This is a genomic window from Nocardia sp. NPDC005745, assembly GCF_040630775.1.
Classification (GTDB): Bacteria; Actinomycetota; Actinomycetes; order Mycobacteriales; family Mycobacteriaceae; genus Nocardia.
Map to the genome: position 1 here is coordinate 182,067 of NZ_JBEXYF010000013.1, position 21,552 is coordinate 203,618.

A 21,552-nucleotide genomic window follows, 5' to 3' on the forward strand; every position below is an offset into this window, starting at 1 on the left:
GTCGGATGAATTTCCGCACCGGTCGGTTGCTGGACGAAGACTGTGCGCCAATGGATTCTGCCGTGGCCACGGATTTAGCTGGCACGTGCGTGCCGACGAAGGGACTTCATGCGCAAGTTGGTGGCGCGTCGCGCCGCGGTCAAAGCTGTCGCCATCGCATCGACCGTTCTTTTGGCTCCCTTGTTCGGCACGACTACCGCCTCGGCGGTTCCCGAAGCCCCCGCGCAGCTCGCCGCGGACAACCTCCCCCCGGAACTGGTGCAGGCCATCGCCCGGGATCTGCAGATGACGCCGACGGAGTATCTGGACCGCGCCGCGCGCGCCCAGCAGCTGCGTGACTACGCGCGCGATTTCCGTTCGGAGCGGCCGGATTCCTTCGCGGGCGCCTGGATCGGCGCCGACGGCAAGCCCGTCATGGCGGTCACCTCGCTGGACGCCGCCAAGATCGTCGCGGCCGACGGCTATCAGACCCGGCTCGCCCCCGTCTCGGCGGACAGCCTGGAGGGCTCGCTGGTACAGCTCAACCAGTGGATCACCGGCCTACCTCGGGAGATCTCGCAGGCGATCAACTCCGTGGCGATCGACTTCTTGAACAGCCAGCTGGTGCTCAGCGTCGCCAACACCCCCGCGGGCCACATGCTCAACCTGCCCACCCTGCTGGCGAACATCAAGGTCATCCTGTCGCCGAACAGCGGAGGCCCGGTCGAGCGCAGGCCGATGGGCGGTGACACCTACATCAGCGCGCCCAGTTCGCTCGCCGACTCGTCGCTGCGCGCCGTCGACGTGTGCTCGTTCGGGTTCAACAGCATCGACGCGTCCGGCAACGCGCTGAACATCAGTGCGGGCCACTGTGATCCGAATCTGGGCAAGGGCAACCAGGAGGCGGGCGTCTATCTGCCGAACGTCCGGGACATCCCGGCCAGCCCCGAACTGGGCACCTTCGTGCGCGCCTCGCTGGGCGGGCAGTCCGCGCTGGACTACTCGGTGATCAAGCTGAACGAGCGCGCGGTGCGGGCGGGCATGGACCAGCCCTCGGTGCGCGGCGCCAACGGCACCACGCTGGCGATCACCGGCACCGCCGACCCGATCACCGGCGCCCCGGTCTGCAAGTCCGGTCAGTCGTCCACCTTCACCTGCGGTTTCGTCGTCGCCGATCGGGTGGAGACCCAGCTCTTCACCGCCGAGGGCGAGAGCAAGACCGTGCGCGGGTTCGCCAGCTCGGCCTGCACCCTCGGCGGCGACAGCGGCGGCGCGATCGTGTCCGGCACGCTGGCTCTGGGCATCACCAGCGGTTCCAACGCCGCCGACGCGCCGAACTGCAACGAGGCCAATGTCGCTCTGGCGCAGTACGGCGGCACCGCTTCGCTCGGCATCCCGATCCGGGCGATCCTGGCCGATGTCGACGCCTCCTCCGGCGGCGGTATCGGCAGCGGAATCGCGGTGCGCACCCGGCCGAATGCGGGCTGAGCGCGCGCCCGAATTATGTGGCAATGCCCATATCCCCGGTCGACGGGCTATGAGGGAGTCGAGAACCTCGAGATGAGTAGGCATACCGCGCCAAACCCCATATAGTCTGCTCATGCTCCTGCCACGTATAGGACCTCCACGCTCGACTGCGCGACAGACCGTAATCCGAAAGACAGTGATCGCCGCCTCGGCGGCGATACTGCTGTTCGGACCCACTGCGGCGGTAGCGACGGCTCAGCCGGACCAGGCTCCCGGCCTCCCCGCCGAACTGATCGCCGCGGTGACTCGCGATCTGAAGATCTCGCCCGACGAGTACCTGCACCGCGCGGAGCTGGCGCAGCAGGTGGCCGCGTTCGCCACCACCGCCCAGCGGCAGTACCCGGCCGTGTTCGCCGGCTCCTGGCTGGACGATGCGGGCAAGGCGGTCGTGGCACTGGCCCAGGGTCCCGGCGCCGACGATGCGAAGAAGGCGGCCGAGTCGGCCGGTTTCGAGGTCCGCAATGTCGCCAAGAGCGAAGCGGCCCTGCGTGGCGAGAAGAGCGCGTTCGAGCGCTGGCTGGAGGGCCAGCCCGAGGCGGTGCGGTCGCTGGTGCGCGGCGCGGTGGTGGACACCGTGAACAACACGATCGCGGTGCGTGTCGACCAGGCGGGCCTGCCGATGCCGAACTTCATCGACCCGGCGCGCGTCATCGTGATGGCCCCGCCCGTGGCGGGCGAGCAGGGCACCCTGCAAGCCGGTGATATCGCCGGAGAGGCGCGCGGCGCCCTCGCGGGCGGCGACGGCTTCGCCTCGGTCGCCGGACGCAGCTCGCTGCGCTGCTCGCTCGGCTTCAACGGCACCGACCGCAACGGCAACACGGTGAACATCACCGCGGGCCACTGCAACCCCGACATCCCGTCCGCGGGCAGCGGCAACGCCGCCGGCGTGTACGAGATGAACGGCGACCGCCTCGGCGCGCAGCTCGGCGTCTTCCAGAAGTCGGTGCTCGGCGAGCAGGACTACTCGATCATCCGGGTCAACGACCAGGCCAAGGACCGGTTCGCCAACAACGGTGTCCGTGCGCCCGGCGCGGCTCCGATCGCCGTCGACGGCGTGGCGACTCCGGTCGTCGGCGCCCCGGTGTGCAAGTCCGGTGCGCGCACCGGCTTCAGCTGCGGCGTGGTCAACGCCGTCGACCAGACCGTGCAGGTCGGCGACCGGGAGCTCACCCAGAGCTTCTCGGCCAACATCTGCGCGCTGCCCGGCGACAGCGGCGGCCCGATCGTCACCGGCCGCCTGGCGCTCGGCATCTCCAGCGCGTCGTCGGTGGCGGACTACCCGATCTGCGAGATCCCGAATCTGATCGGCGCTCTGACCGGCAACGTGCCGCAGCTGTTCGCGCAGCCGGTGCACGTGGTGCTCTCGGACAACCCGGGGCTGCGCGTACGCACCAACTGACCGCAGGACCGCGAAAAGGCCGGCAGCTGTTGAGCTGTCGGCCTTTTCGCCGTCTCAGGGTCCTTCCGCTGCCCTTGCGCGGCCTCCCGGGCGGGAAACGCCGCATGGACTGCGGTGGCGGTCCGGCATTCTGGTCGCATGTGTTTGGTGTTGATCGGCTGGCGCGCGCATCCGGATTACCGGTTGATCGTGGCCGCCAACCGGGACGAGTTCTACACTCGGTCGACCGAGTCCATGCGCTGGTGGCCGGAGGCGCCCGGCCTGCTCGCCGGACGCGACACCGGAGCCCCGGGCCGCGCCGAGGGCGAACCTCCCGGCACCTGGCTGGGCTTGAGCACCCACCCGCACGGCAACAATCGCTTCGCGACCGTCACGAACGTGCGCGATCCCGCCGATCAACGCCTCGATGCCCGTTCCCGCGGCGCGCTGCTGATGGATTTCCTGCGCGGCGCCGCCGACCGCGGTACGGCCGGGGAGTTCCCCGGGCCGGAGAAATACGTCCTCGACGTCGCCGCCGCTCCCGACGACTACAACGGCTACAACTTGGTCGTGTCCGACCTGCGCACGCTTTGGTGGCATTCCAATCGCAGCGCCGTGGAACCGAGTGAACTCGCTCCGGGCTTCCACGGGCTCTCCAACGGCACGTTCGTCACGTCCGGGGGTCCGAGCCTGGGGGAAGAGGATCTGATCGCCCCACAGCCCATCTGGCCCAAAGTCCGGGCGGGCCTGACCGGGCTGCGCGAGATCGTGCGAACCGATCCCGGTGCGGTGGACCGCTACTTCGAGGTGCTGGCCGACCGGACCGAAGCCCCCGACGAGCGGTTGCCGCGGACCGGGGTCCCGCACGAGTTGGAGCGGGCGCTCTCGGCGAGGTTCGTCGCGCACACCGTCCACGGCACCAGAGCGAGCACGGTGCTGGTGGTCGGCGAGGACGGGACGTTCGAAATGGTCGAGCGCTCGTTCGGCAGGATGGGCGAGGAACTGGGCGAGGTCGTCGTCCGCGGCCTGCTCGATCTCACCGGCTGAAACGAGCGGCGGCCCGCCCTCCGAGGAGAGCGGGCCGCCGTGATCTGACGATCGGGGTGGGACCGAAGGCTTACTTCGGCTTGTCCGCCCACTTCGTGGTGCCCTCGGGCGCCTGCAGCGTGTTGATCAGGTCGATCCCAGCGACAGCCAGCATGGGGCCACCGACCGCCACGGTGCCGAGGATGCCGCCGATGCCCGCGCCCGCGATCGCGGCCGGGATGCAGCCGACGCCGAGGAACGGCAGGCCGAGGATGCAGCCGATCACCGCACCGCCGATGACACCGATCGCGGTGCCGAGGAAGCCGCCGACCGCGGTCGCGATGCCGAACTGGCTGGCGAACTCGTTCTGCGCGCGCTGGTTCTCGATCGGCGAGGCGATCGGCTGCGCGACGACGTTGACCGCGTTGGCCGGCTTGTCCTTGGGCACGGCGACACTCTGGTCAGGCGTCAGCTCCAAGACGGTGTTGTCGTCCTTCACCACCGGCTTCACCGGAACGACGGTGTCGGCGACCTTGAAGGCGATCGGCAACGTGAGAACCGCGTTGCCCTGCGAGTCCTTGACCCGGTAGACGTCGTCTTCCTTGACGTCCTCGGAGGATTTCGCCAGCTCGAAGGTTCCCCCCTTGAGCGTCGTCACGACGGTCTTCTCCACCAGCTTGACCGAGTACCGGATGGGGTCGGCGGCGGCCGGTTCGGCATCGGCATGGGCGGTCCCCAACCCGATGGTCATCGCACCGATGACCATCGCGGCCGCCGCGGTGGTTCTGCGGAATTTCATTCAGTTTCCAATCCATCATCAGGTCGTACGTCACCACTGGTCTTCAACACGCGAGAGCTCTATCCAGCACATCCGGGTGTCGGCTCCGGATCCTCCCCGAGCGGTGCGAAGACGGTCGCAGTGATCAGAACGTCGTGAGCCTAATAGAAGGCCGCGTTTTAAGCGAGATCCCTTATCAGCCATGGGGACTAAGCCAATCCTTACCGACTGGACGGGATGGTTCGGCGTTTACGGTGGTGAACAACCGGTCGGCAGGCGGATCGGTGCGAATTACTGTGACATTGATCACAGGTAAATAATGGGTCAAGCCCCAGCATATGGGGCTATAGCCCAAAAGCCGATCGTACGATGGACATGGTTGTTACTGGCGGGTAACTTACTGCCAGTTAGGATACGAGCGAACCGAGGCGGTAGCGGAAACCAACCGCAACTCGGGGTGCCTCTAAAGAAAGGTCGCGACATGAATGCCCTGACAGTGACGCTGGGCACGATTGGGGCGGCGCTCAGCCTCCTGTGTTGGGCGTCGTTCATCGGCGGCGTCCGCAATATCGCGCGCGCCATCATGATCGGGCAGCCCGCTCCGGATCGTTGGCGGCCCTTCTTCCCGCGCTTCAAGCAGATGATCGTGGAGTTCCTCGCGCACACGCGCATGAACAAATTCCGCACCGTCGGCTGGGCGCACTGGCTGGTGATGATCGGCTTCATCGGCGGCGCCATGCTGTGGTTCGAGGCGTACGGGCAGACCTTCGACCCGGCGTTCCACTGGCCGATCATCGGCGATCTGGCGATCTACCACCTGTGGGACGAGATCCTCGGCATCGGCACCGTGGTCGGCATCCTGACGCTGATCACCCTGCGCCAGCTCAACCATCCCCGGCTGCCCGAGCGGCTTTCCCGCTTCAGCGGATCCAAGTTCGCCCCGGCCTACGTCATCGAGGCGATCGTGCTGCTCGAGGGCCTCGGCATGATCTTCGTGAAGGCGGGCAAGATCGCCGCCTACGGCCACTCGGATCCGGCCACCGACTTCTTCACCATGCAGGTGGCGAAACTGCTGCCCGCGAACACCACGATGGTGGCGCTGTTCGCCTTCGTGAAGCTGATGTCCGGCATGGCGTTCCTGTACTTCGTCGGCCGCAACGTCACCTGGGGCGTGGCCTGGCACCGCTTCTCGGCCTTCCCGAACATCTACTTCAAGCGGGAAGAGGACGGCGGCGTCGCCCTGGGCCCGGCCAAGCCGATGATGTCGAAGGGCAAGCCGGTCGACATGGAGACCGCGGACCCGGATACCGACACCTTCGGGGCGGGCCGGATCGAGGACTTCTCCTGGAAGGGCTGGCTGGACTTCACCACCTGCACCGAGTGCGGTCGCTGCCAGTCACAGTGCCCCGCGTGGAACACCGGCAAGCCGCTGTCGCCGAAGCTGCTGATCATGTCGCTGCGCGACCACGGTTACGCGAAGGCCCCCTATCTGCTGGCCGGCGGCCGCAAGGACATTGGCGGCGACGAGGTCGGCCTGGTCGACGCCGAGGGCAACCCGGACGAGGCAAAGCTGGCCAAGATCTCCGAGGCCGCCAAGGCCGAGGCCGAGCGGCCGCTGGTCGGCGGCGCGGACGTGAACGGCATCATCGATCCCGAGGTGCTGTGGAGCTGCACCACCTGCGGCGCGTGCGTCGAGCAGTGCCCGGTGGACATCGAGCACGTCGACCACATCATCGACATGCGCCGCTACCAGGTGCTGATCGAGTCGGAGTTCCCGTCCGAGCTCGCCGGCCTGTTCAAGAACCTGGAGAACAAGGGCAACCCCTGGGGCCAGAACGCCAAGGACCGGCTCAACTGGATCAACGAACTCGATTTCCAGATCCCGGTCTTCGGACAGGATGCCGACAGCTTCGACGGCTACGACTACCTGTTCTGGGTCGGCTGCGCGGGCGCCTACGAGGACCGCGCCAAGAAGACCACCAAGGCGGTCGCCGAGTTGCTGGCCACCGCGGGCGTGAAGTTCATGGTGCTCGGCGCGGAGGAGACCTGCACCGGTGACTCCGCTCGCCGCGCGGGCAACGAGTTCCTGTTCCAGCAGCTGGCCCAGCAGAACATCGAGCTGCTGAACTCGGTGTTCGAGGGGGTCGAGGATCGCAAGAAGAAGATCGTCGTCACCTGTGCGCACTGCTTCAACGCGCTGAACAACGAGTACCCGCAGGTCGGCGGCAGCTACGAGGTCGTGCACCACACCCAGCTGCTCAACCGCCTGGTGCGGCAGAAGCAGCTGATCCCGGTGGCGTCGGTGTCGCAGAACGTCACCTACCACGACCCCTGCTACCTCGGCAGGCACAACAAGATCTACAACGCGCCACGTGAGCTGATGGCCGCGGCCGGTTCGAACCTGGTCGAGATGCCCCGCCACGGCGAGCGGTCCATGTGCTGTGGCGCCGGTGGCGCGCGGATGTGGATGGAAGAGCAACTGGGCAAGCGCGTAAACATCGACCGGGTGGAGGAGGGATTGAGCACCCTCGCCGCGCCTTCTGGTCGCTCCGCGGGCTCCGCTCCTGGGAAGATCGCGACCGGCTGCCCGTTCTGCCGCGTGATGCTCACCGACGGCGTCACCGCGCGCCAGGAGAAGGGCGAGGGCGAAGGCGTCGAGGTGGTGGACGTCGCGCAGCTGATGCTGGACGCCATCGAGCGCGTCGAGCCCGCCGTGCTGACCGAGAACCTGACCGTCATCCAGGAACCCAAGGCGCCCGAAGCGGAACCCGAGCCGGAGCCCGAACCCGCCCCGGCCGCCGAAGCGCCCGCACCGGCCGAGGCCGCGCCCGCCGGCGGCGGTCTGGCGATGAAGGGCCCCGCGAAAGCACCCGGCGGCGGTGGTCTGGCCATGAAGGGCCCGGCCAAGGCCCCCGGCGGCGGCCTCGGAATGAAGGGCGCGGCGAAGGCGCCCGGCGCGAAGGCTCCGGCCGCGGAACCTGCGGAGACCGAGGCCACCTCGGCGCCCGCCGCTCCGGCCAAGGGTCTCGCCATGAAGGGTCCGGCGAAAGCGCCCGGTGGTCTCGGGATGAAGGGCGGAGCCAAGGCGCCCGGCGCCAAGGCTGCCGCGGCCCCCGCCGCCGAATCCGCGCCCGCGGCCGAGGCAGCCGAGACAGCGGCTCCCGCGGCCAAGCCGGTCAAGGGGCTCGGTTTGAAGGGTGGCGCCAAGGCGCCCGGTGGCGGTCTCGGAATGAAGGGTGCGGCCAAGGCGCCCGGCGCGAAGGCTCCGGCGTCGGCTGCCCCGGCGGCCGAGGCAGCGCCCGCAACGACCGCCGAACCGGCTGAAGCCGAGCCGACCAAAACCAAGGCGACCGAAGCCGGGCCGACCGAGACCAAGCCCACGGTGCCCGCCAAGGGTCTGGCCATGAAGTCCGGCTTCAAGCGGCCCGGCGCCAAGGCCCCCGGTAAGCCTGCCGCGGCTCCCGCGGCGTCGGCCCCGGCGGACGCGGCTCCCGCCGAACCGGCTTCGACGGAGAAAGCTCCCGCCGCGGAGACTCCTGCGGCGCAGGCCGAACCGGCTGCCGAGCCGGAGCAATCCAACGGCGTGAGCGGCAACGGCGCATCCGAAGCCGCGCCGCCCGCCGCCAAGCCCGGTGGTCTCGGTTTCAAGGCCGGTGCGAAGGCGCCGGGCCGGAAGAACTGAGCCTGCAGCCAACTCCACACCGACATCGGCCGGGTCCAGAAATGGACCCGGCCGAGTCATATCAGGGGGTACACGACGTCGCGCACACTGACCGGCATCGACGACGATGCTCTCTCGCTCACCGCCCCGCTGCGGGAGGTGGCGAACCGACGTGCGTTCTCGAAGGTGCTCCAGCAGCTGCGCACAGCCAGACGGATCTGTCGGCCGAGACGATGAAAGGCGCATGGCACTGAGACCTCGGCGACGGCCGAGGCGTACGGGGCGACCGTCCTGCCCGTTGGCAGCCGGTATCAGACGATCACCGACATGACCGGTCGGCCACATCGGTGGCTCGGGACGAGCTGACGCGGTGACCGGCCGGTACAGCGGGCAGCGGGCACAGTACGGAAGTCGGTGCCGGGCCGGGATGGCAGCCCCGGCCCTGCACCGGACTACGGGCGGGTCAGTGCGGCGTACCGGGCGAGATGTTCATCGGTGGAGCCGAATTCGTGCTCCACCACGGTGAGCCGCTTGAAGTAGTGGCCGATGGCCAGCTCTTCGGTCATGCCCATCGCACCGTGCAGTTGCACCGCGTTCTGTCCGATGAAACGCGCCGCCCTGGCGACGGTGACCTTCGCCGCCGAGACGGTGCGTGCGCGGTCGTCGGCGGGTGCCCGCAGCGAGTGGACGGCCAGATGTACTGCCGCGACGGCTTGTTCGAGTTCGATGTACATATCGACCATGCGGTGCTGCAACGCCTGGAAACTGCCGATCGGCTGACCGAACTGCTCGCGCTGTTTGGCGTAGTCGATGGTGTCGGCGAGCACCTTGCGCATGCAGCCGACCGCCTCGGCGCAGATCGCCGCGGTGGCCTCCGCGATGGTCGGCTCGATGACGGTCCAACCGTCCGACTCCGCGCCCAGCAACGCCTCGGAGGGCAGGCGCAGGCCGGTGAACACGAGATCGGACGCGGTCCGGTCGTCGATGGTGCGGTAGGAATGCACCTCGACTCCGGCGGGCGGATCGGACGCGTCGAATTCGAGCCGGAACAGCGAGATGCCCGCCTTGTCGCGCCGTTCGCCGGAGGTGCGCGCGGTGATCAGCAGATCGGTGGCCAGCGGGGCGCCGGTCACCACGGTCTTCGCACCGTCGAGTACCCAGGCGTCACCGTCGCGGCGGGCGGTGGTCGACACGTCGTGCAGCGCGTGCCCCGACGTCGGTTCCAGCGCGGCGAACGCGATGAGCGCGTCACCGGACACGATCCGGCGCAGCACGGCGTCGGCCTGCTCTCCGCCGGTCCGCTCGAGCAGTCCGGCGCCGATCACGACGGTGTCCACGAACGGCTCGACCACCAGTGCCCGCCCGAGTTCCTCGGCGATCACCATGAGTTCGACGGGGCCGCCACCGGTGCCGTCCACCCGCTCGGGCAGCGTCGCGCCGAGAATGCCCAGTTCATCGGCGAATCCGCGCCAGACGGCGGGCTGCCAGCCCGACTCCGATTTCGCCGCGGCGCGGCTCTTCTCCAAGTCGTAGCGGGCGCCGAGGTATCCGGCGATCGCGGAGCGGAGCATTTCCTGCTCGTCGGTAAGCGTGAAGTCCATCAGAGCCCCAATGCTGCTTTGGCGAGGATGTTTCGCTGAATCTCGTTGCTGCCCGCGTAGATCGAGCCCGCTCGGTCGTTGAAGTACTTCAGCGGCGCGACGGCCTGCCAGTCCGCGCCGCTGCGGTAACCGTCGGCAGGCGGCGTGAACTGGGCGATCGGCCCGCCCGGCTCGGTGGCGTGCGGCTGGTAGACGCGACCGCGCGGCCCTGCGGCTTCCAGCGCCAGCTCGGTGAGCTTCTGGCTGAGTTCGGTGCCGAGGATCTTGAGTATGGAGGACGCCGGCCCCGGATTCTTGCCCTGCGCCATCGCGGAGAGGGTGCGGTACTCCAGGACTTCGAGCACCTCGGTGCGGATTCGCAGGTCCGCCAGCTTCGCCGCGAACGCGCGGTCGTCGATCAGCGGGTTGCCGTCCGGGCCGGGCCGCTGGGCGGCGTTGACGGCGATGTCCTGGGCCATGACCTGGAGCCAGGGCGCCGCCGCTCCGCCGCGCTCGTGCACCAGCAGATACTTCGCGACGGTCCACCCGTCATCGATCCGGCCGAGCACATTGGTTTTGGGCACCCGCACGTTGTCGAAGAAGACCTGGTTCTGCACCTGCTCACCCGAGGTCATCACCAACGGCCGGATCTCGATGCCCGGCGCGGTCATGTCGATCAGCAGGAACGTGATGCCCTGCTGCTTCTTACCCGTGCGCGAGGTGCGCACCAGGCAGAAGATCCAATTCGCCTCGGTGGCGTGGGTGGTCCAGATCTTGCTGCCGGTGCACACGAAATCCTCGCCGTCGTCGACGGCGGCCATGGACAGCGCGGCCAGATCGGACCCGGCCTCGGGTTCGGAGTAACCCTGGCAGAAGAAGACCTCGCCGGTGAGGATGCGCGGCAGATAGAACGCCTTCTGCTCCTCGGTGCCGAACGCGATGATCGCGGGCGCCACCATCCTGATGCCCATCGGCGACAGCGCTGGCGCGCCGGCCAGCGCCGATTCCCGCTGGAAGATGTAGTGCTGGGTCAGGCTCCAGTCGCATCCGCCGTGTTCCACCGGCCAGGCGGGCGCCGCCCAGCCGCGCTCATGGAGGATGTGCTGCCATTCCATGCTCGCCTCGTGGTCGGGATACACGCTCGTCGCCAAGCGCCCGGCCCGCCGCAATTCCGGCGTCAGCTTCGCGGCGAGGAATTCCCGCACCTCGTCCCGAAACGCCAGATCCCCCGCTGACCAGTCGTAATCCATCTGCCCTCCCAGAGGGTGTGCACCGTTGCTTCCGTGGCGAATATCCCGCCACCACGAGACAGAATGTACGGCCGCTTCTCTCAGCGAGTCAAACTGACGTCACACGCCCGCAGATTCCCGGCGGAGGCCCGGCGAGCGCCGCCGCCAGCCGGGCCCGCATCACGGACCCGGCTACCCATGGGCACACCTGGAGCGTCAGCCGCAGGAACTCGGTTCACCGATCTTGACCACCGACAGCACCGCCTCGCCTTCGCCGATCAACGATCCCGGCGCGGGTGCCTGCGCCACCACGATCCAATTCCGGTCCAGCACCTGCATGCGCCCCTTCCCGGTCGCGTCCTTGGATCGGGAGAAGAAGACACCGGCCGCCTGGATCGCGTCCTGCGCATCCTGCAAGTTCATGCACACGACGTTCGGCATAGGGGCGCGGGAAGCTGCCGGTGGCGAGGCCTGCGCAGGAGGAGGCATCGATGCCGCGGGAGCGGCAGGCACCGCCGGGGCAGGCACCGCCGGGGCAGGCACCGCCGCAGCGGATGTCACCGAGGCGACCACAGCACTTCGACCGGCCGGAGTCGCGGAGGTTCGTTGCGACGTCGAGTGGTCCTTGCCGTTATCTCCGACAGCACTGCCGATCGCGCCCAGTGCCAGCAGCCCGCCTAGGACGGCCGCCACCCATACCCACAGCGGCGTCCGCTTCTTCTGTGGCTGCTGCCCGGTAAGCGGACCGTACGCGTTCGGCGGGGGCGGATATGTCATCGGCAGTTCCTTACTCTCATCCGTGTTCACGCACCGGGTTCGATACGCACGGGCATCACATCGAGACTCGGATCACATTTGTTACCACTTTGCTATCAATCCAGGTGGCGAGCAGGAAACGCGGTCAGCAGTCCTCGAAGAAGGCCTTCGCGAAGCCCACGGATTGGTAGGCGTAGTCGTAAGCCCAGCGTGGGAGGGAGAGGTCGGGTTCGGGGTCGGTGAAGAGGAGTTCTCCGTCCCAGCACCTCCGCAGGATGTAGCGGGCGCGGGAGATGTGGGGAGTGAAGGTGACGACGATGACTCGGCGCCAGTTGTTGGCGCGGGCGAGGCGGGCCAGTTCCCGGCCCTCGCCGCGAGTGGTGCGCGGCGACGGGTCGAAGCACAGGACCTCGAAGCTGTAGCCGCCGTGGCAGATCCGGTTCAGCACGGCGCTGTTCTCGTAGGGATCGGAGAACACCACGCGCGGCGCGTACCCCTCGCGCGCCAAGCGCAGGGCCAACTGTTCACGGCCGTCGTGCGCCCCGCCCAAGACGAGAACGGCATCCGCCGGAGCGGGCGGGTCGGTGCGCGGACGCACGTACACCGGCCACAGCGCGACCGTCGCGACGACCACCGCCAGACCCGCGCCGAGCACGGTCCAGGCCCATCGATGACGTCGCACCACGCCGATGCTAGCGGGGCCACGACTACCGTTGCGCCAGGTCAGGGCACCCGGCCCGGCGCCGTCGCCGCATGTACACCTGCTGTTGCCCCGACCCTTGCCTCGCTGACGTGGCGTGGCCACCGGCGGGGCTTACCAATCGATCATGCGATGCACAGTCTTCGGAACCGGGTATCTCGGGGCCACGCACGCGGCGTGCATGGCCGAACTCGGGCACCACGTCATCGGAGTGGACGTGGACCCGGGCAAGGTCGCGAAGCTGTCCGACGGAGTGGTGCCGTTCTACGAACCGGGCCTGGAGGGTGTGCTGCGCCGCAACCTCGATGCGGGCCGCCTGCGGTTCACCACCTCCTACGCCGAAGCGGCGGCGCACGCGGAGGTGCACTTCCTCGGCGTGGGCACCCCGCAGAAGAAGGGTGAGTACGCCGCCGATCTGAAGTACGTGCACGCGGTGGTGGATACGCTCGCCCCGCTGCTGGAACGCCCCTCGGTGATCATCGGCAAGTCCACGGTCCCGGTCGGCACGGCGGCCGCGCTCGGATCACGTGCCCGCGCATTGAGTTCCGCCGACGTCGAGGTGGCGTGGAATCCGGAGTTCCTCCGGGAAGGCTTCGCGGTCAAGGACACCTTGCGGCCGGACCGGCTGGTTCTCGGCGTCGACCGGGACCGCGCCGCCGCCGGATGGGTGGAGGACCTCGTACGCGAGATATACGCCGACCTGATCACCGCCGAGGTGCCGTTCTTGCTGACCGACCTGGCCACAGCGGAATTGGTGAAGGTCTCCGCGAACGCCTTCCTGGCGACGAAGATTTCGTTCATCAACGCGGTGTCGGAGGTGTGCGAGGCGACCGGCGCCGACGTGACGATGCTGGCCGACGCGCTCGGCTACGACGCGCGCATCGGCCGCCGATTCCTCAACGCGGGCCTCGGCTTCGGCGGCGGGTGTCTGCCGAAGGACATCCGCGCGTTCATGGCCCGCTCCGGTGAACTCGGCGCCGATCACGCCGTCGCCTTCCTGCGCGAGGTGGACAACATCAATATGCGCCGCCGCACCAAGGTGGTCGACATGGCGGCCCGCGCCTGCGGCGGCTCGCTGCTCGGGGCCAACGTCGCGGTGCTCGGCGCGGCGTTCAAACCGGAATCCGACGACGTCCGCGACTCCCCCGCGCTGAATGTGGCCGGCATGATCCAGCTGCACGGGGCGGTGGTGACCGTCTACGACCCCAAGGCGCTGGAGAATTCGCGGCGCGTCTTCCCCACCCTGAACTACGCGACCTCGGTCGCGGAGGCGTGCGAACGCGCCGACGTGGTGCTCGTGCTCACCGAGTGGGACGAATTCACCGCCCTGCGCCCGCGCGATCTGGAGGGCGTGGTGCGTGCCCGCTCGATCATCGACGGCCGGAACTGTCTCAATCGTGCCACGTGGAGAGCAGCGGGATGGGTGTACGCGGGACTCGGTACACCGTAGAGTTGCGGGGCGAGGCGGGCTACTGCCAGACAGACGACCAGTCCGCCCTAAGCACAGCTGATCGCCGGCGGTAGGGTCCGTCCAGCGGGCCTCCGCCGACGGACGGCGCAGGCTCGCATGTCGTGCAGTGTGAAACGAGATGGGCAGCTGATGAGTTCGGTACTGGGAGTTTCGGTGGGGGCCGGCGCTGTCCGTATGGCGCGACCACACGCCGACAACCCCCACGGACATGTCTCCCCGCATTCCTTCGATCTGCAGACCATTCCGGTTGTCGACCAGAGCGTGGAAGAGCTGGCTGCCGAAGCCATCGGCGTCACCCTGGAAGCCACGCCGGGGATCGGCGCCACCGCGATCGCCTACCGCAGCGAGCAGCACGCCCGCGCCATTCGCGCGGCCATGGCGCGTCAGCAGCTGACCAATTACGAACTCGTGCCGGAGATCGCGGCGGCACTCGAGTTCGCGCAGGCCACCGGCGATATCCGGGGCATCTCCTCGCTGGTCGTTTACGACCTGGGCAGCTCGGGCCTGACGGTGAGCGTAATCGACACCCACTCCCGCGAGGTGCGCCACAGCGAGCGCACCAGCGACATCAGCGGTGACTATCTCGACTCGTTGATTCGTGAGCAGCAGATCGCCTCCGGGCGGATCGCGCATCCGCCGAACGCCGCGGGCCTGGCCGCCCTGGACGCGCTGTGCCGGGAGGCGAAGGAGCAGCTGACCACCAACACCGCGGTGGCGCTGCCGAGCGAGCAAGGGCTGGTCCTGCTCGCGCAGGAGAACTTCGAATCGTTGATCATGCTGGCGATCGAGTCCTCGGCGCGGATGGCACGCGACGTGATCGTGCGCTCGGACCGCCCCGTGCACGGTGTGCTGGCCATCGGCGGTTGCGCCCGGATCCCGTTGGTGGCCAAGGTGCTCGAACGCTGGATGGGCGTGCCCGTGATCGTGCCGGACAGCCCGGAGACCGTGATGGCCCGTGGCGCCGCGCTGCTGGCCAGGCCGGTGGGCAAGGAGACTCCCGCCGCGGCCGCCTTGGACGACGAGCTGTCGCCCGCCTGGTTGGCCGCCCCCGCCCAGCGTGGCAGACGCGAGATCAGCGGGGCCGTGCTGACGGTCAGCGCGCTGGCCGTGGTCGCCGCGATCGGGCTCGGCCTCGGGTACGGACCGCAGGTGCTGGAACGGGATTCGCACACCAGCGAGGGCTCGCCGTCGTTGTCGCCGACCACCACACCGCGCACGACCAGCTTGGATCCGCAGATCGCCGTCGCGCCCGGTACCACGGAGTCGCCCGCCCACGAGTCGGTCGCCGCGCCGCCGCCGAACCGGCGGCAGACCACCAGCGAGGCGCCGCCGACGCCCGGCCCGAACACCATCGTGGTGCCCGGCCTTCCGCCGATCGTGGTCCCCACGATCCCGCCGGAGGTCTTCCCCTTCCCTCCACCACCGCCACGCTGAGCGAGCGATCGCGCGTCTCGGGGCGCGGTGAAATCAGACCCTGACGTGCCGTGGGCGAGCTCAGGCGCCGACGTGCCGGACTCCATGAGGACGCGGGGGCGGTGAAGTTCAGGCCCTGGCGTGCCGGGCTCGGCGCGGACGCGGGGGCGGGGGCGGTGCAGGCTCTTTGGCCTTGAAGGGCCGGGCCAGCAGCACCGCGATGCCCGTGGTCAACGGCACCGACAGCGCCAGTGCGATACCGCCGACCGCCGAGCGCGCGATCTCGATGGCCACCGCGTCACCGGTCAGCACGTCGCGGATCGACCGTCCCGCCACGCTGAACAGCAGCAGCAACGGCAGCGCCCCACCGGCGTAGGCCAGCACCAGCGTGTAGACGGTGCTGGCGATGTGGTCGCGCCCCACGCGCATGGCGGCGGCGAAAACCTCGCGCCGGGAGGCTGATTCGTCGAGGGCGGCCAGCTCGAACGCGGCCGACGCCTGGGTGATCGTGACGTCGTTGAGCACACCGAGCGAACCGATGATGAACCCGGCCAGCAGCAGGCCGGTGATGCTGACGTGCTCGATGTAGGTCGCGACGTTCGTGTTCTGTTCCTCGGAAAGCCCGGTCAGATGGGTGATCTCGATGGTGAGCCAGGACAGCGCGGCGGCGAGCAGCATCGAGGTCAGCGTGCCGAGCAGCGCCGAACTGGTGCGCAGGTTCACCCCGTGGGCGAGATACAGCACCGCGTAGAGGATCAGGGAGCCCGCGACCAACGCGACCGGGATCGCGGGTTTGCCGTCCAGCAAGGCGGGCAGCAGGAACAGCACCAGCACCGCGAAGGCGAACACCAAGCCCAAGAGCGCGCGGACGCCGCGCCAGCGCGCCACCGCGATGATCACCACCACGAAAACCACGACGATCAGCGTGAGCGGCATCCCGCGTGAGTAGTCCTCGAACGAGTACAGCGGCGTGCCGCTCGGATCGGTCTGGCGGACCAATCGCAGTTCGTCGCCCGCGTGCAGGTCGGGTTGCCCTGGGCCAGGGGCGATCTCGAGCAACGTGCGGTTGCCCTTGTGCGGCCCGGACTCGATCGAGATCAGGCTGCGCTGACAGGTGTAGGCGGTGCTGCGCGGTGGTTCGGGCTTCTCGACGAACACCTTGCCCAGCGACGGGCTGCCGCACGGACCGACATCTTGCAGCACCACGGTGCCCGCCTCGGTCTGCACCGCGCCGCCGCCCGCGTTCTGCATCGGCAGCGGGATGTCGATGTGCTGCTTGCTCGGCCACAGCACGATCGCGGCGATGACGACGGCGACCCCGATCACGGTGAGTAGCCCGACGACCACTCGCGCCGCGGTCGCGCCGATCGCGATCGGCCCCGAATGATCGTGGTGATGGTGGTGGTCGCTCACCGCGCTCCTACCTGTCAGATGTGGTTCTGCCCGGAGCGAGCCTAAAGGATTTCATTTTCAAGACCGTCGCGGCGTCGCCGAACACAGTGGATACACGGCCAGAGCGATCCGATCGAAAAAGAAAGGGGGTTTAGAGGGGGCGGCGGAGAGCAGGGGGATGTCTCCGCCGCCCGCAGGGCAGGCGGCCCAGGGGGGTAGGCGGCCTAACCCGAGGCCGGATGTGCCCAGGGGGGTAGGCAATCCGACCAGGCACTCGAGAGTGCCGAGAACCACTGTACACAAAAGTACTTCTTATGCGCTAGTTAGTCGCCAAACCCGACATGTATCCGTACATCGAGTTTGTTTACCGGCCAGAAGCCGGGCGATTATATGGTTCGCCGCCAACTTCTCACTACTGGCGATAGCTGGCGAGGAAGTTGCCGAAGCGTTCGATCGCGACCGCCAGATCCCGGGCCCATGGCAGCGTGACGATCCGCAGATGGTCGTGATCGGGCCAGTTGAAGCCGGTGCCCTGCACCATCAGGATCTTCTCCTGCAGTAGCAGATCCAGGATCAACTTGGAGTCGTCGTAGATCTCGTAGACGTTCGGATCCAGCCTCGGGAACGCGTAGAGCGCGCCCTTCGGCTTCACACACGACACGCCGGGGATCATGTTCAACCGCTCCCAGGCGACGTCGCGCTGTTCGAGCAGCCTGCCGCCGGGCAGGATCAGATCCTCGATGCTCTGATGACCGCCGAGCGCGACTTGAATCGCGTGCTGCGCGGGCACGTTCGGGCACAACCGCGAAGAGGCGAGCAGGTCGATGCCCTCCAGGAAACCGGCCGCGTGCTCCTTCGGGCCGGTGATCGCCAGCCAGCCCGAGCGGTAGCCCGCGACCCGATAGGCCTTGGACAGCCCGTTGAAGGTCAGGCACAGCAGGTCGGGCGCCATGGTGGCCAGCGAGATGTGCTTGGCGTCGTCGTAGAGGATCTTGTCGTAGATCTCGTCGGCGAGCAGCAACAGCTGATGCTTGCGCGCGAGGTCGGCGAGCTGCTGGAGCACTTCGGCGGAGTACACCGCGCCGGTGGGATTGTTCGGGTTGATCACCAGCAGCGCCTTGGTGCGGTCGGTGATCTTCGATTCGATGTCCGCGATATCGGGCTGCCAGCCGTTGGCCTCGTCACACAGGTAATGCACGGGAGTGCCGCCCGCCAGGCTGGTCATGGCGGTCCACAGCGGGTAGTCCGGGGCCGGGATCAGCACCTCGTCGCCGTTGTCCAGCAGAGCCTGCATGGTGATCGTGATCAGCTCGGAGACGCCGTTGCCGAGGTAGACGCCGTCCACGTCGAGTTCGGGGAAGCCGGGCACGAGTTCGTAGCGGGTCACGATCGCGCGCCGCGCCGACAGGATGCCCTTGGACTCGGAGTAACCCTGGGCGTACGGGAGCGCCGCGATGATGTCGCGCATGATCACATCCGGCGCCTCGAACCCGAACGGGGCGGGGTTGCCGATATTGAGCTTGAGGATGCGGTGGCCCTCGGCCTCCAGCCGTGCCGCGTGCGCGTGTACCGGTCCACGGATCTCGTAGACGACGTTCTGGAGCTTCGTGGACTGCTCCAGAACACGCGGGGGGCGGTGCGGATGATGAGGACTCACCCGTCCCATGGTGCCATCCGTCGCAACCGGATAAACCGTCACTCCGAGCTGGTCCCCGGGCTCCGCGCCCGCGACGGCGTCCCGGGCACAGCGAAGTGTGACACGTCACTCACTGGGCCGGGCCGCCCGGCGGGATGCCCTTCGCCGCGGTGGAGCCGCAGAATTCCTCGATCCGCTCGTCCAACCGGCGCGCCTCGACCGAGTCGCGGAAGGCAGGGGCCGCGATCCCCCTGCGCATATCGGTCAGCCGCTCCTCGAGCTGCGCGATGCGTTTGTCCTCCTCGAGCCCCAGCACCGGTTGCAGCGCCTCGGCCGCACCGTCCAGGCTGCCGTTGATCAGGTGAGCGGCCGCGCAGTCGACCCTGGCCAAGGCTTCCGCGCCGTAGGAGCGCTGTTCGGACGGCCCGTTCGAGTACAGCTCGATGGCCCGCTGCGTGGCGCCGAGCGCGCGTTCCGCCTGACCGAGGTGGATATAGGTGGCGCCTGCGTAGTAATTGGCCTTGGCGTCGTTGAAGCCGAAGACCCCGCCGACTTCGTCGTGCAAGGTGTCGGTCGCGGCGATCTCGCGGGCGTCGTCGGCCGCCCGGACGCAGCGATCGGTGTCCGCGGCGCTGCCCAGCGCCGACCAGATGCGCGCCTCGATGTTGAGCAGGCGCACCTGCGCGGTCGCCGACTCGGCGAACTCCTGCCCGCTCTGGGCGAGCTGAACCGCCCGGCGGGGGCGCTGCGACCAATACTCGATCAGCGCGTGCATGCCGCGGGTCCAGGCGCGAAGCCCGTTGTGCCCGCACAGCTCCGCGTAGGCCCAGGCGGCACGGATCTGCTCCCCGGCCGCGTCGTAGTAGCCCAGGTCGGTGCTCGCGTTGGCGAGCAGACCCGAGAGCGTGCCCGCCAAGAGATACAGATGACCGGTATCGGAGGGCCGCTGATGGCCTTCCAGCAATCGGTACACCCGGCGGCGCACCCGCACCATGTCCACCATCATCGGCACCGGCGGAATACGAACGTAGTCGTTCGCGATGCGCACCACATCCGCGTCGAGCTGTTCCAATGTGCTCGCACCGACATTGGTGCTCTCGGCCTTGCCGGCGTGCTCGCTGGCCTCGTGGGCAGCCGCCATGATCAGATCCCTCTCCGAAATCGCTGCTAACGCAACACCTCTCATCGCACCGGCGTCTATGAGAGCCAAAAGGTCCGCGTCACTCGAATAATCAACGCGCGCCGAGGCGTCGGCGCGCGCATCGAATCCCGGCGGGACGGCTCGATCGCTCGAGGGCTGATCGATCAAAGCCGCGAACCGGGCTCGCACCACATCGTCGGACCTGGCCAGTGAGGTATCCAGAGCGGCTTGGTTGATCGGTCGTGGATGAACCCGGACGCCCCCGGCTTCCCACTTCGACACCAAGCGTTCGTGCACACCCAGATGGGCGGCGAATTCCCTGATGCTCATCCGCTTGGCATCGCGAAGGGCGCGGGCCTCTTTGCCTGACCAATGCCTGACCACGGTGCCATCCCTTCCGAACGAACCCCTTCCAGAGTACGAGCGCTTTGTGAGCGCGGCCACAGCTGAATTGCGATCGGTATCAAAGGCAGCCGAAGGGCAGCGGTAAGGGGGCTGACGGGCGATACCCAATCACGCTGCGGGCCGCGAACATTGAGTCGGAAGGCAAGGAGTTCGCCGTGAATGTCGAGAAACTCAGGACCGTCGACGATTGGGTGGCGTTCTATCGGCACGAGTTCGGGTTGCCGGTCACCGAGCGTGGCGGTTTCGCCATGCTGCCGGTCACCGGTCGCGTCTGCGTAGTCCACCTGCCGACCGCGCGTGCCGAAAAGGTCCGCGTCGCACTGGAACAGCAGGGAACGAGGGGTCCCATGTTGGCCAGGCAGATCCGATGGAGCTTCCTCGCCGAGCCCGACAGTCGACCGGGACCGCAGGTGCTCGAGGTGCTCAATCGGCTGGATATCGGCCTGCCCGCCGTGGGCAGCGCCGTGATGTTGCCGACCGGTCTCGGTCGCTGGACCCGGGAAGGGTGCTTCTGGGTCAGCCCGCCGAGCCGCGGTGACGCGCTTCCACCGCTGTCCGTCATCCTCACTACGGCGCTCGCGGTGGGAGCGGGCGGCGGGGACTGATCACCTCCGCGATCAGATCCCCGCCGCCGTCCGCCGGGTCCGCTTCTCCCCCACAGTCGACGAAGCGGACCCGGCGGTCAGCGTGTTTCGGCGGCGTCGACCGCGTCGGCCGGAATCGGGAAGTTGAGATAGGACCGCGACGGAGTCGGCCCGCGCTGGCCCTGATACTTCGAACCCGCCACGGTGCTGCCGTACGGATGCTCCGCCGGGCTGGTCAGCCTGAGCAGGCACAACTGGCCGATCTTCATACCGGGCCACAGCGTGATCGGCAGATTGGCCACGTTGGACAGCTCCAGCGTGATGTGCCCGCTGAACCCGGGATCGATGAAGCCCGCGGTCGAGTGGGTCAGCAGGCCCAATCGGCCCAGGCTGGACTTGCCCTCCAACCGTCCGGCCAGATCGTCCGGCAGCGTGCACACCTCGAGGGTGGAGCCGAGCACGAACTCGCCGGGGTGCAACACGAACGGTTCACCGTCGGCCGGCTCGACCAGACTGGTGAGTTCGTCCTGCTGCTTCGCGGGATCGATGTGGGTATAGCGGGTGTTGTTGAACACCCGGAACATCCGGTCCAGGCGCACGTCGATGCTCGACGGCTGGATCAGGTTCTCCAGCAGCGGCTCGACCCCGAGACGCCCAGCGGCGATCTCCGCACGGATGTCACGATCGGAAAGCAGCACGCGACGAGCGTAGCGCCTGCTCGCCGGGGCTCCTCAGCCGCACAGTGATAGGAAGAGAGCGATATCCTCGCATTCATTCGGGCGGCGCCGCCCGCGATCGAAGGGACTCTCAATGACCGTGTCAAGCCACCAGCCCTGCGGGGGACGGCGTGGCGTTGGTGAATTCCCGACCGTCACGCAGCAGTGCCCACAGGACGT

The 21,552-nt window shown here is 68.2% G+C and carries 16 protein-coding genes; 7 read left to right on the forward strand and 9 right to left on the reverse strand.

All coding sequences use genetic code 11. From position 1 onward, the window contains the following. Nucleotides 1-108 precede the first annotated feature (108 nt). From ABZ420_RS16345 to ABZ420_RS16355, 3 genes are all read left to right on the forward strand, one after another. Nucleotides 109-1,467, forward strand: a complete 1,359-nt coding sequence (locus ABZ420_RS16345) for a S1 family peptidase (protein WP_357122839.1) — start codon at nucleotides 109-111, stop codon at nucleotides 1,465-1,467. A gap of 175 nt (nucleotides 1,468-1,642) precedes the next feature. Further along, the gene (locus ABZ420_RS16350) at nucleotides 1,643-2,905 is read left to right on the forward strand and encodes a S1 family peptidase (protein WP_357122842.1); all 1,263 of its coding nucleotides are present in this window, start codon (nucleotides 1,643-1,645) and stop codon (nucleotides 2,903-2,905) included. Between the two features lie 138 nt (nucleotides 2,906-3,043). Next, a complete protein-coding gene (locus tag ABZ420_RS16355) occupies nucleotides 3,044-3,931 on the forward strand; it encodes an NRDE family protein (protein ID WP_357122845.1) in 888 nt (295 codons plus the stop codon). A gap of 70 nt (nucleotides 3,932-4,001) precedes the next feature. On the opposite strand, the gene ABZ420_RS16360 is transcribed toward ABZ420_RS16355, so the two are convergent. Further along, complete coding sequence (locus ABZ420_RS16360) at nucleotides 4,002-4,709, reverse strand: hypothetical protein (RefSeq protein ID WP_357122848.1); 708 nt, start codon at nucleotides 4,707-4,709, stop codon at nucleotides 4,002-4,004. 460 nt (nucleotides 4,710-5,169) lie between these two features. Between ABZ420_RS16360 and ABZ420_RS16365 the strand changes: the two genes are divergently transcribed. Then, nucleotides 5,170-8,370, forward strand: a complete 3,201-nt coding sequence (locus ABZ420_RS16365; RefSeq protein ID WP_357122912.1) for a (Fe-S)-binding protein — start codon at nucleotides 5,170-5,172, stop codon at nucleotides 8,368-8,370. 431 nt (nucleotides 8,371-8,801) lie between these two features. Here ABZ420_RS16365 and ABZ420_RS16370 read toward each other — a convergent pair whose 3' ends face one another. The 4 genes from ABZ420_RS16370 to ABZ420_RS16385 all read right to left on the reverse strand — a co-directional run bounded on the left by ABZ420_RS16370 (nucleotide 8,802) and on the right by ABZ420_RS16385 (nucleotide 12,596). Then, nucleotides 8,802-9,950 (reverse strand): acyl-CoA dehydrogenase family protein, encoded by a 1,149-nt coding sequence (locus tag ABZ420_RS16370; RefSeq protein ID WP_357122851.1) that lies wholly within the window; start codon nucleotides 9,948-9,950, stop codon nucleotides 8,802-8,804. Continuing rightward, nucleotides 9,950-11,179 (reverse strand): acyl-CoA dehydrogenase family protein, encoded by a 1,230-nt coding sequence (locus ABZ420_RS16375; protein ID WP_357122854.1) that lies wholly within the window; start codon nucleotides 11,177-11,179, stop codon nucleotides 9,950-9,952. Before ABZ420_RS16375 ends, ABZ420_RS16370 begins: the two co-directional genes overlap by 1 nt. Nucleotides 11,180-11,374: 195 nt before the next feature. Next, complete coding sequence (locus ABZ420_RS16380) at nucleotides 11,375-11,581, reverse strand: calcium-binding protein (RefSeq protein WP_357122857.1); 207 nt, start codon at nucleotides 11,579-11,581, stop codon at nucleotides 11,375-11,377. A gap of 478 nt (nucleotides 11,582-12,059) precedes the next feature. Continuing rightward, nucleotides 12,060-12,596: a YdcF family protein gene (locus ABZ420_RS16385; protein ID WP_357122861.1), complete on the reverse strand. Its 537-nt coding sequence runs from the start codon at nucleotides 12,594-12,596 to the stop codon at nucleotides 12,060-12,062. A gap of 145 nt (nucleotides 12,597-12,741) precedes the next feature. On the opposite strand from ABZ420_RS16385, the gene ABZ420_RS16390 reads away from it, so the two are divergent. Next, the gene (locus ABZ420_RS16390; RefSeq protein ID WP_357122864.1) at nucleotides 12,742-14,064 is read left to right on the forward strand and encodes a UDP-glucose/GDP-mannose dehydrogenase family protein; all 1,323 of its coding nucleotides are present in this window, start codon (nucleotides 12,742-12,744) and stop codon (nucleotides 14,062-14,064) included. A gap of 150 nt (nucleotides 14,065-14,214) precedes the next feature. Further along, a complete protein-coding gene (locus tag ABZ420_RS16395) occupies nucleotides 14,215-15,519 on the forward strand; it encodes an Hsp70 family protein (protein WP_357122867.1) in 1,305 nt (434 codons plus the stop codon). 108 nt (nucleotides 15,520-15,627) lie between these two features. Here the strand turns inward: ABZ420_RS16395 and ABZ420_RS16400 are convergent, their stop codons facing one another. The 3 genes from ABZ420_RS16400 to ABZ420_RS16410 form a co-directional block, all read right to left on the reverse strand. After that, nucleotides 15,628-16,911: a YibE/F family protein gene (locus ABZ420_RS16400; protein ID WP_357122870.1), complete on the reverse strand. Its 1,284-nt coding sequence runs from the start codon at nucleotides 16,909-16,911 to the stop codon at nucleotides 15,628-15,630. A gap of 391 nt (nucleotides 16,912-17,302) precedes the next feature. After that, nucleotides 17,303-18,556 (reverse strand): pyridoxal phosphate-dependent aminotransferase, encoded by a 1,254-nt coding sequence (locus ABZ420_RS16405; protein ID WP_357035017.1) that lies wholly within the window; start codon nucleotides 18,554-18,556, stop codon nucleotides 17,303-17,305. Nucleotides 18,557-18,656: 100 nt separating this feature from the next. After that, on the reverse strand, nucleotides 18,657-19,667 hold the full coding sequence (locus ABZ420_RS16410; protein ID WP_357122873.1) for an XRE family transcriptional regulator: 1,011 nt from the start codon (nucleotides 19,665-19,667) through the stop codon (nucleotides 18,657-18,659). 560 nt (nucleotides 19,668-20,227) lie between these two features. Here ABZ420_RS16410 and ABZ420_RS16415 point away from each other — a divergent pair. Further along, on the forward strand, nucleotides 20,228-20,677 hold the full coding sequence (locus ABZ420_RS16415; protein ID WP_357035020.1) for a hypothetical protein: 450 nt from the start codon (nucleotides 20,228-20,230) through the stop codon (nucleotides 20,675-20,677). Nucleotides 20,678-20,754: 77 nt separating this feature from the next. Here ABZ420_RS16415 and dcd read toward each other — a convergent pair whose 3' ends face one another. Continuing rightward, the gene (gene dcd, locus ABZ420_RS16420) at nucleotides 20,755-21,354 is read right to left on the reverse strand and encodes a dCTP deaminase (RefSeq protein ID WP_357122875.1); all 600 of its coding nucleotides are present in this window, start codon (nucleotides 21,352-21,354) and stop codon (nucleotides 20,755-20,757) included. Nucleotides 21,355-21,552: the final 198 nt, after the last annotated feature.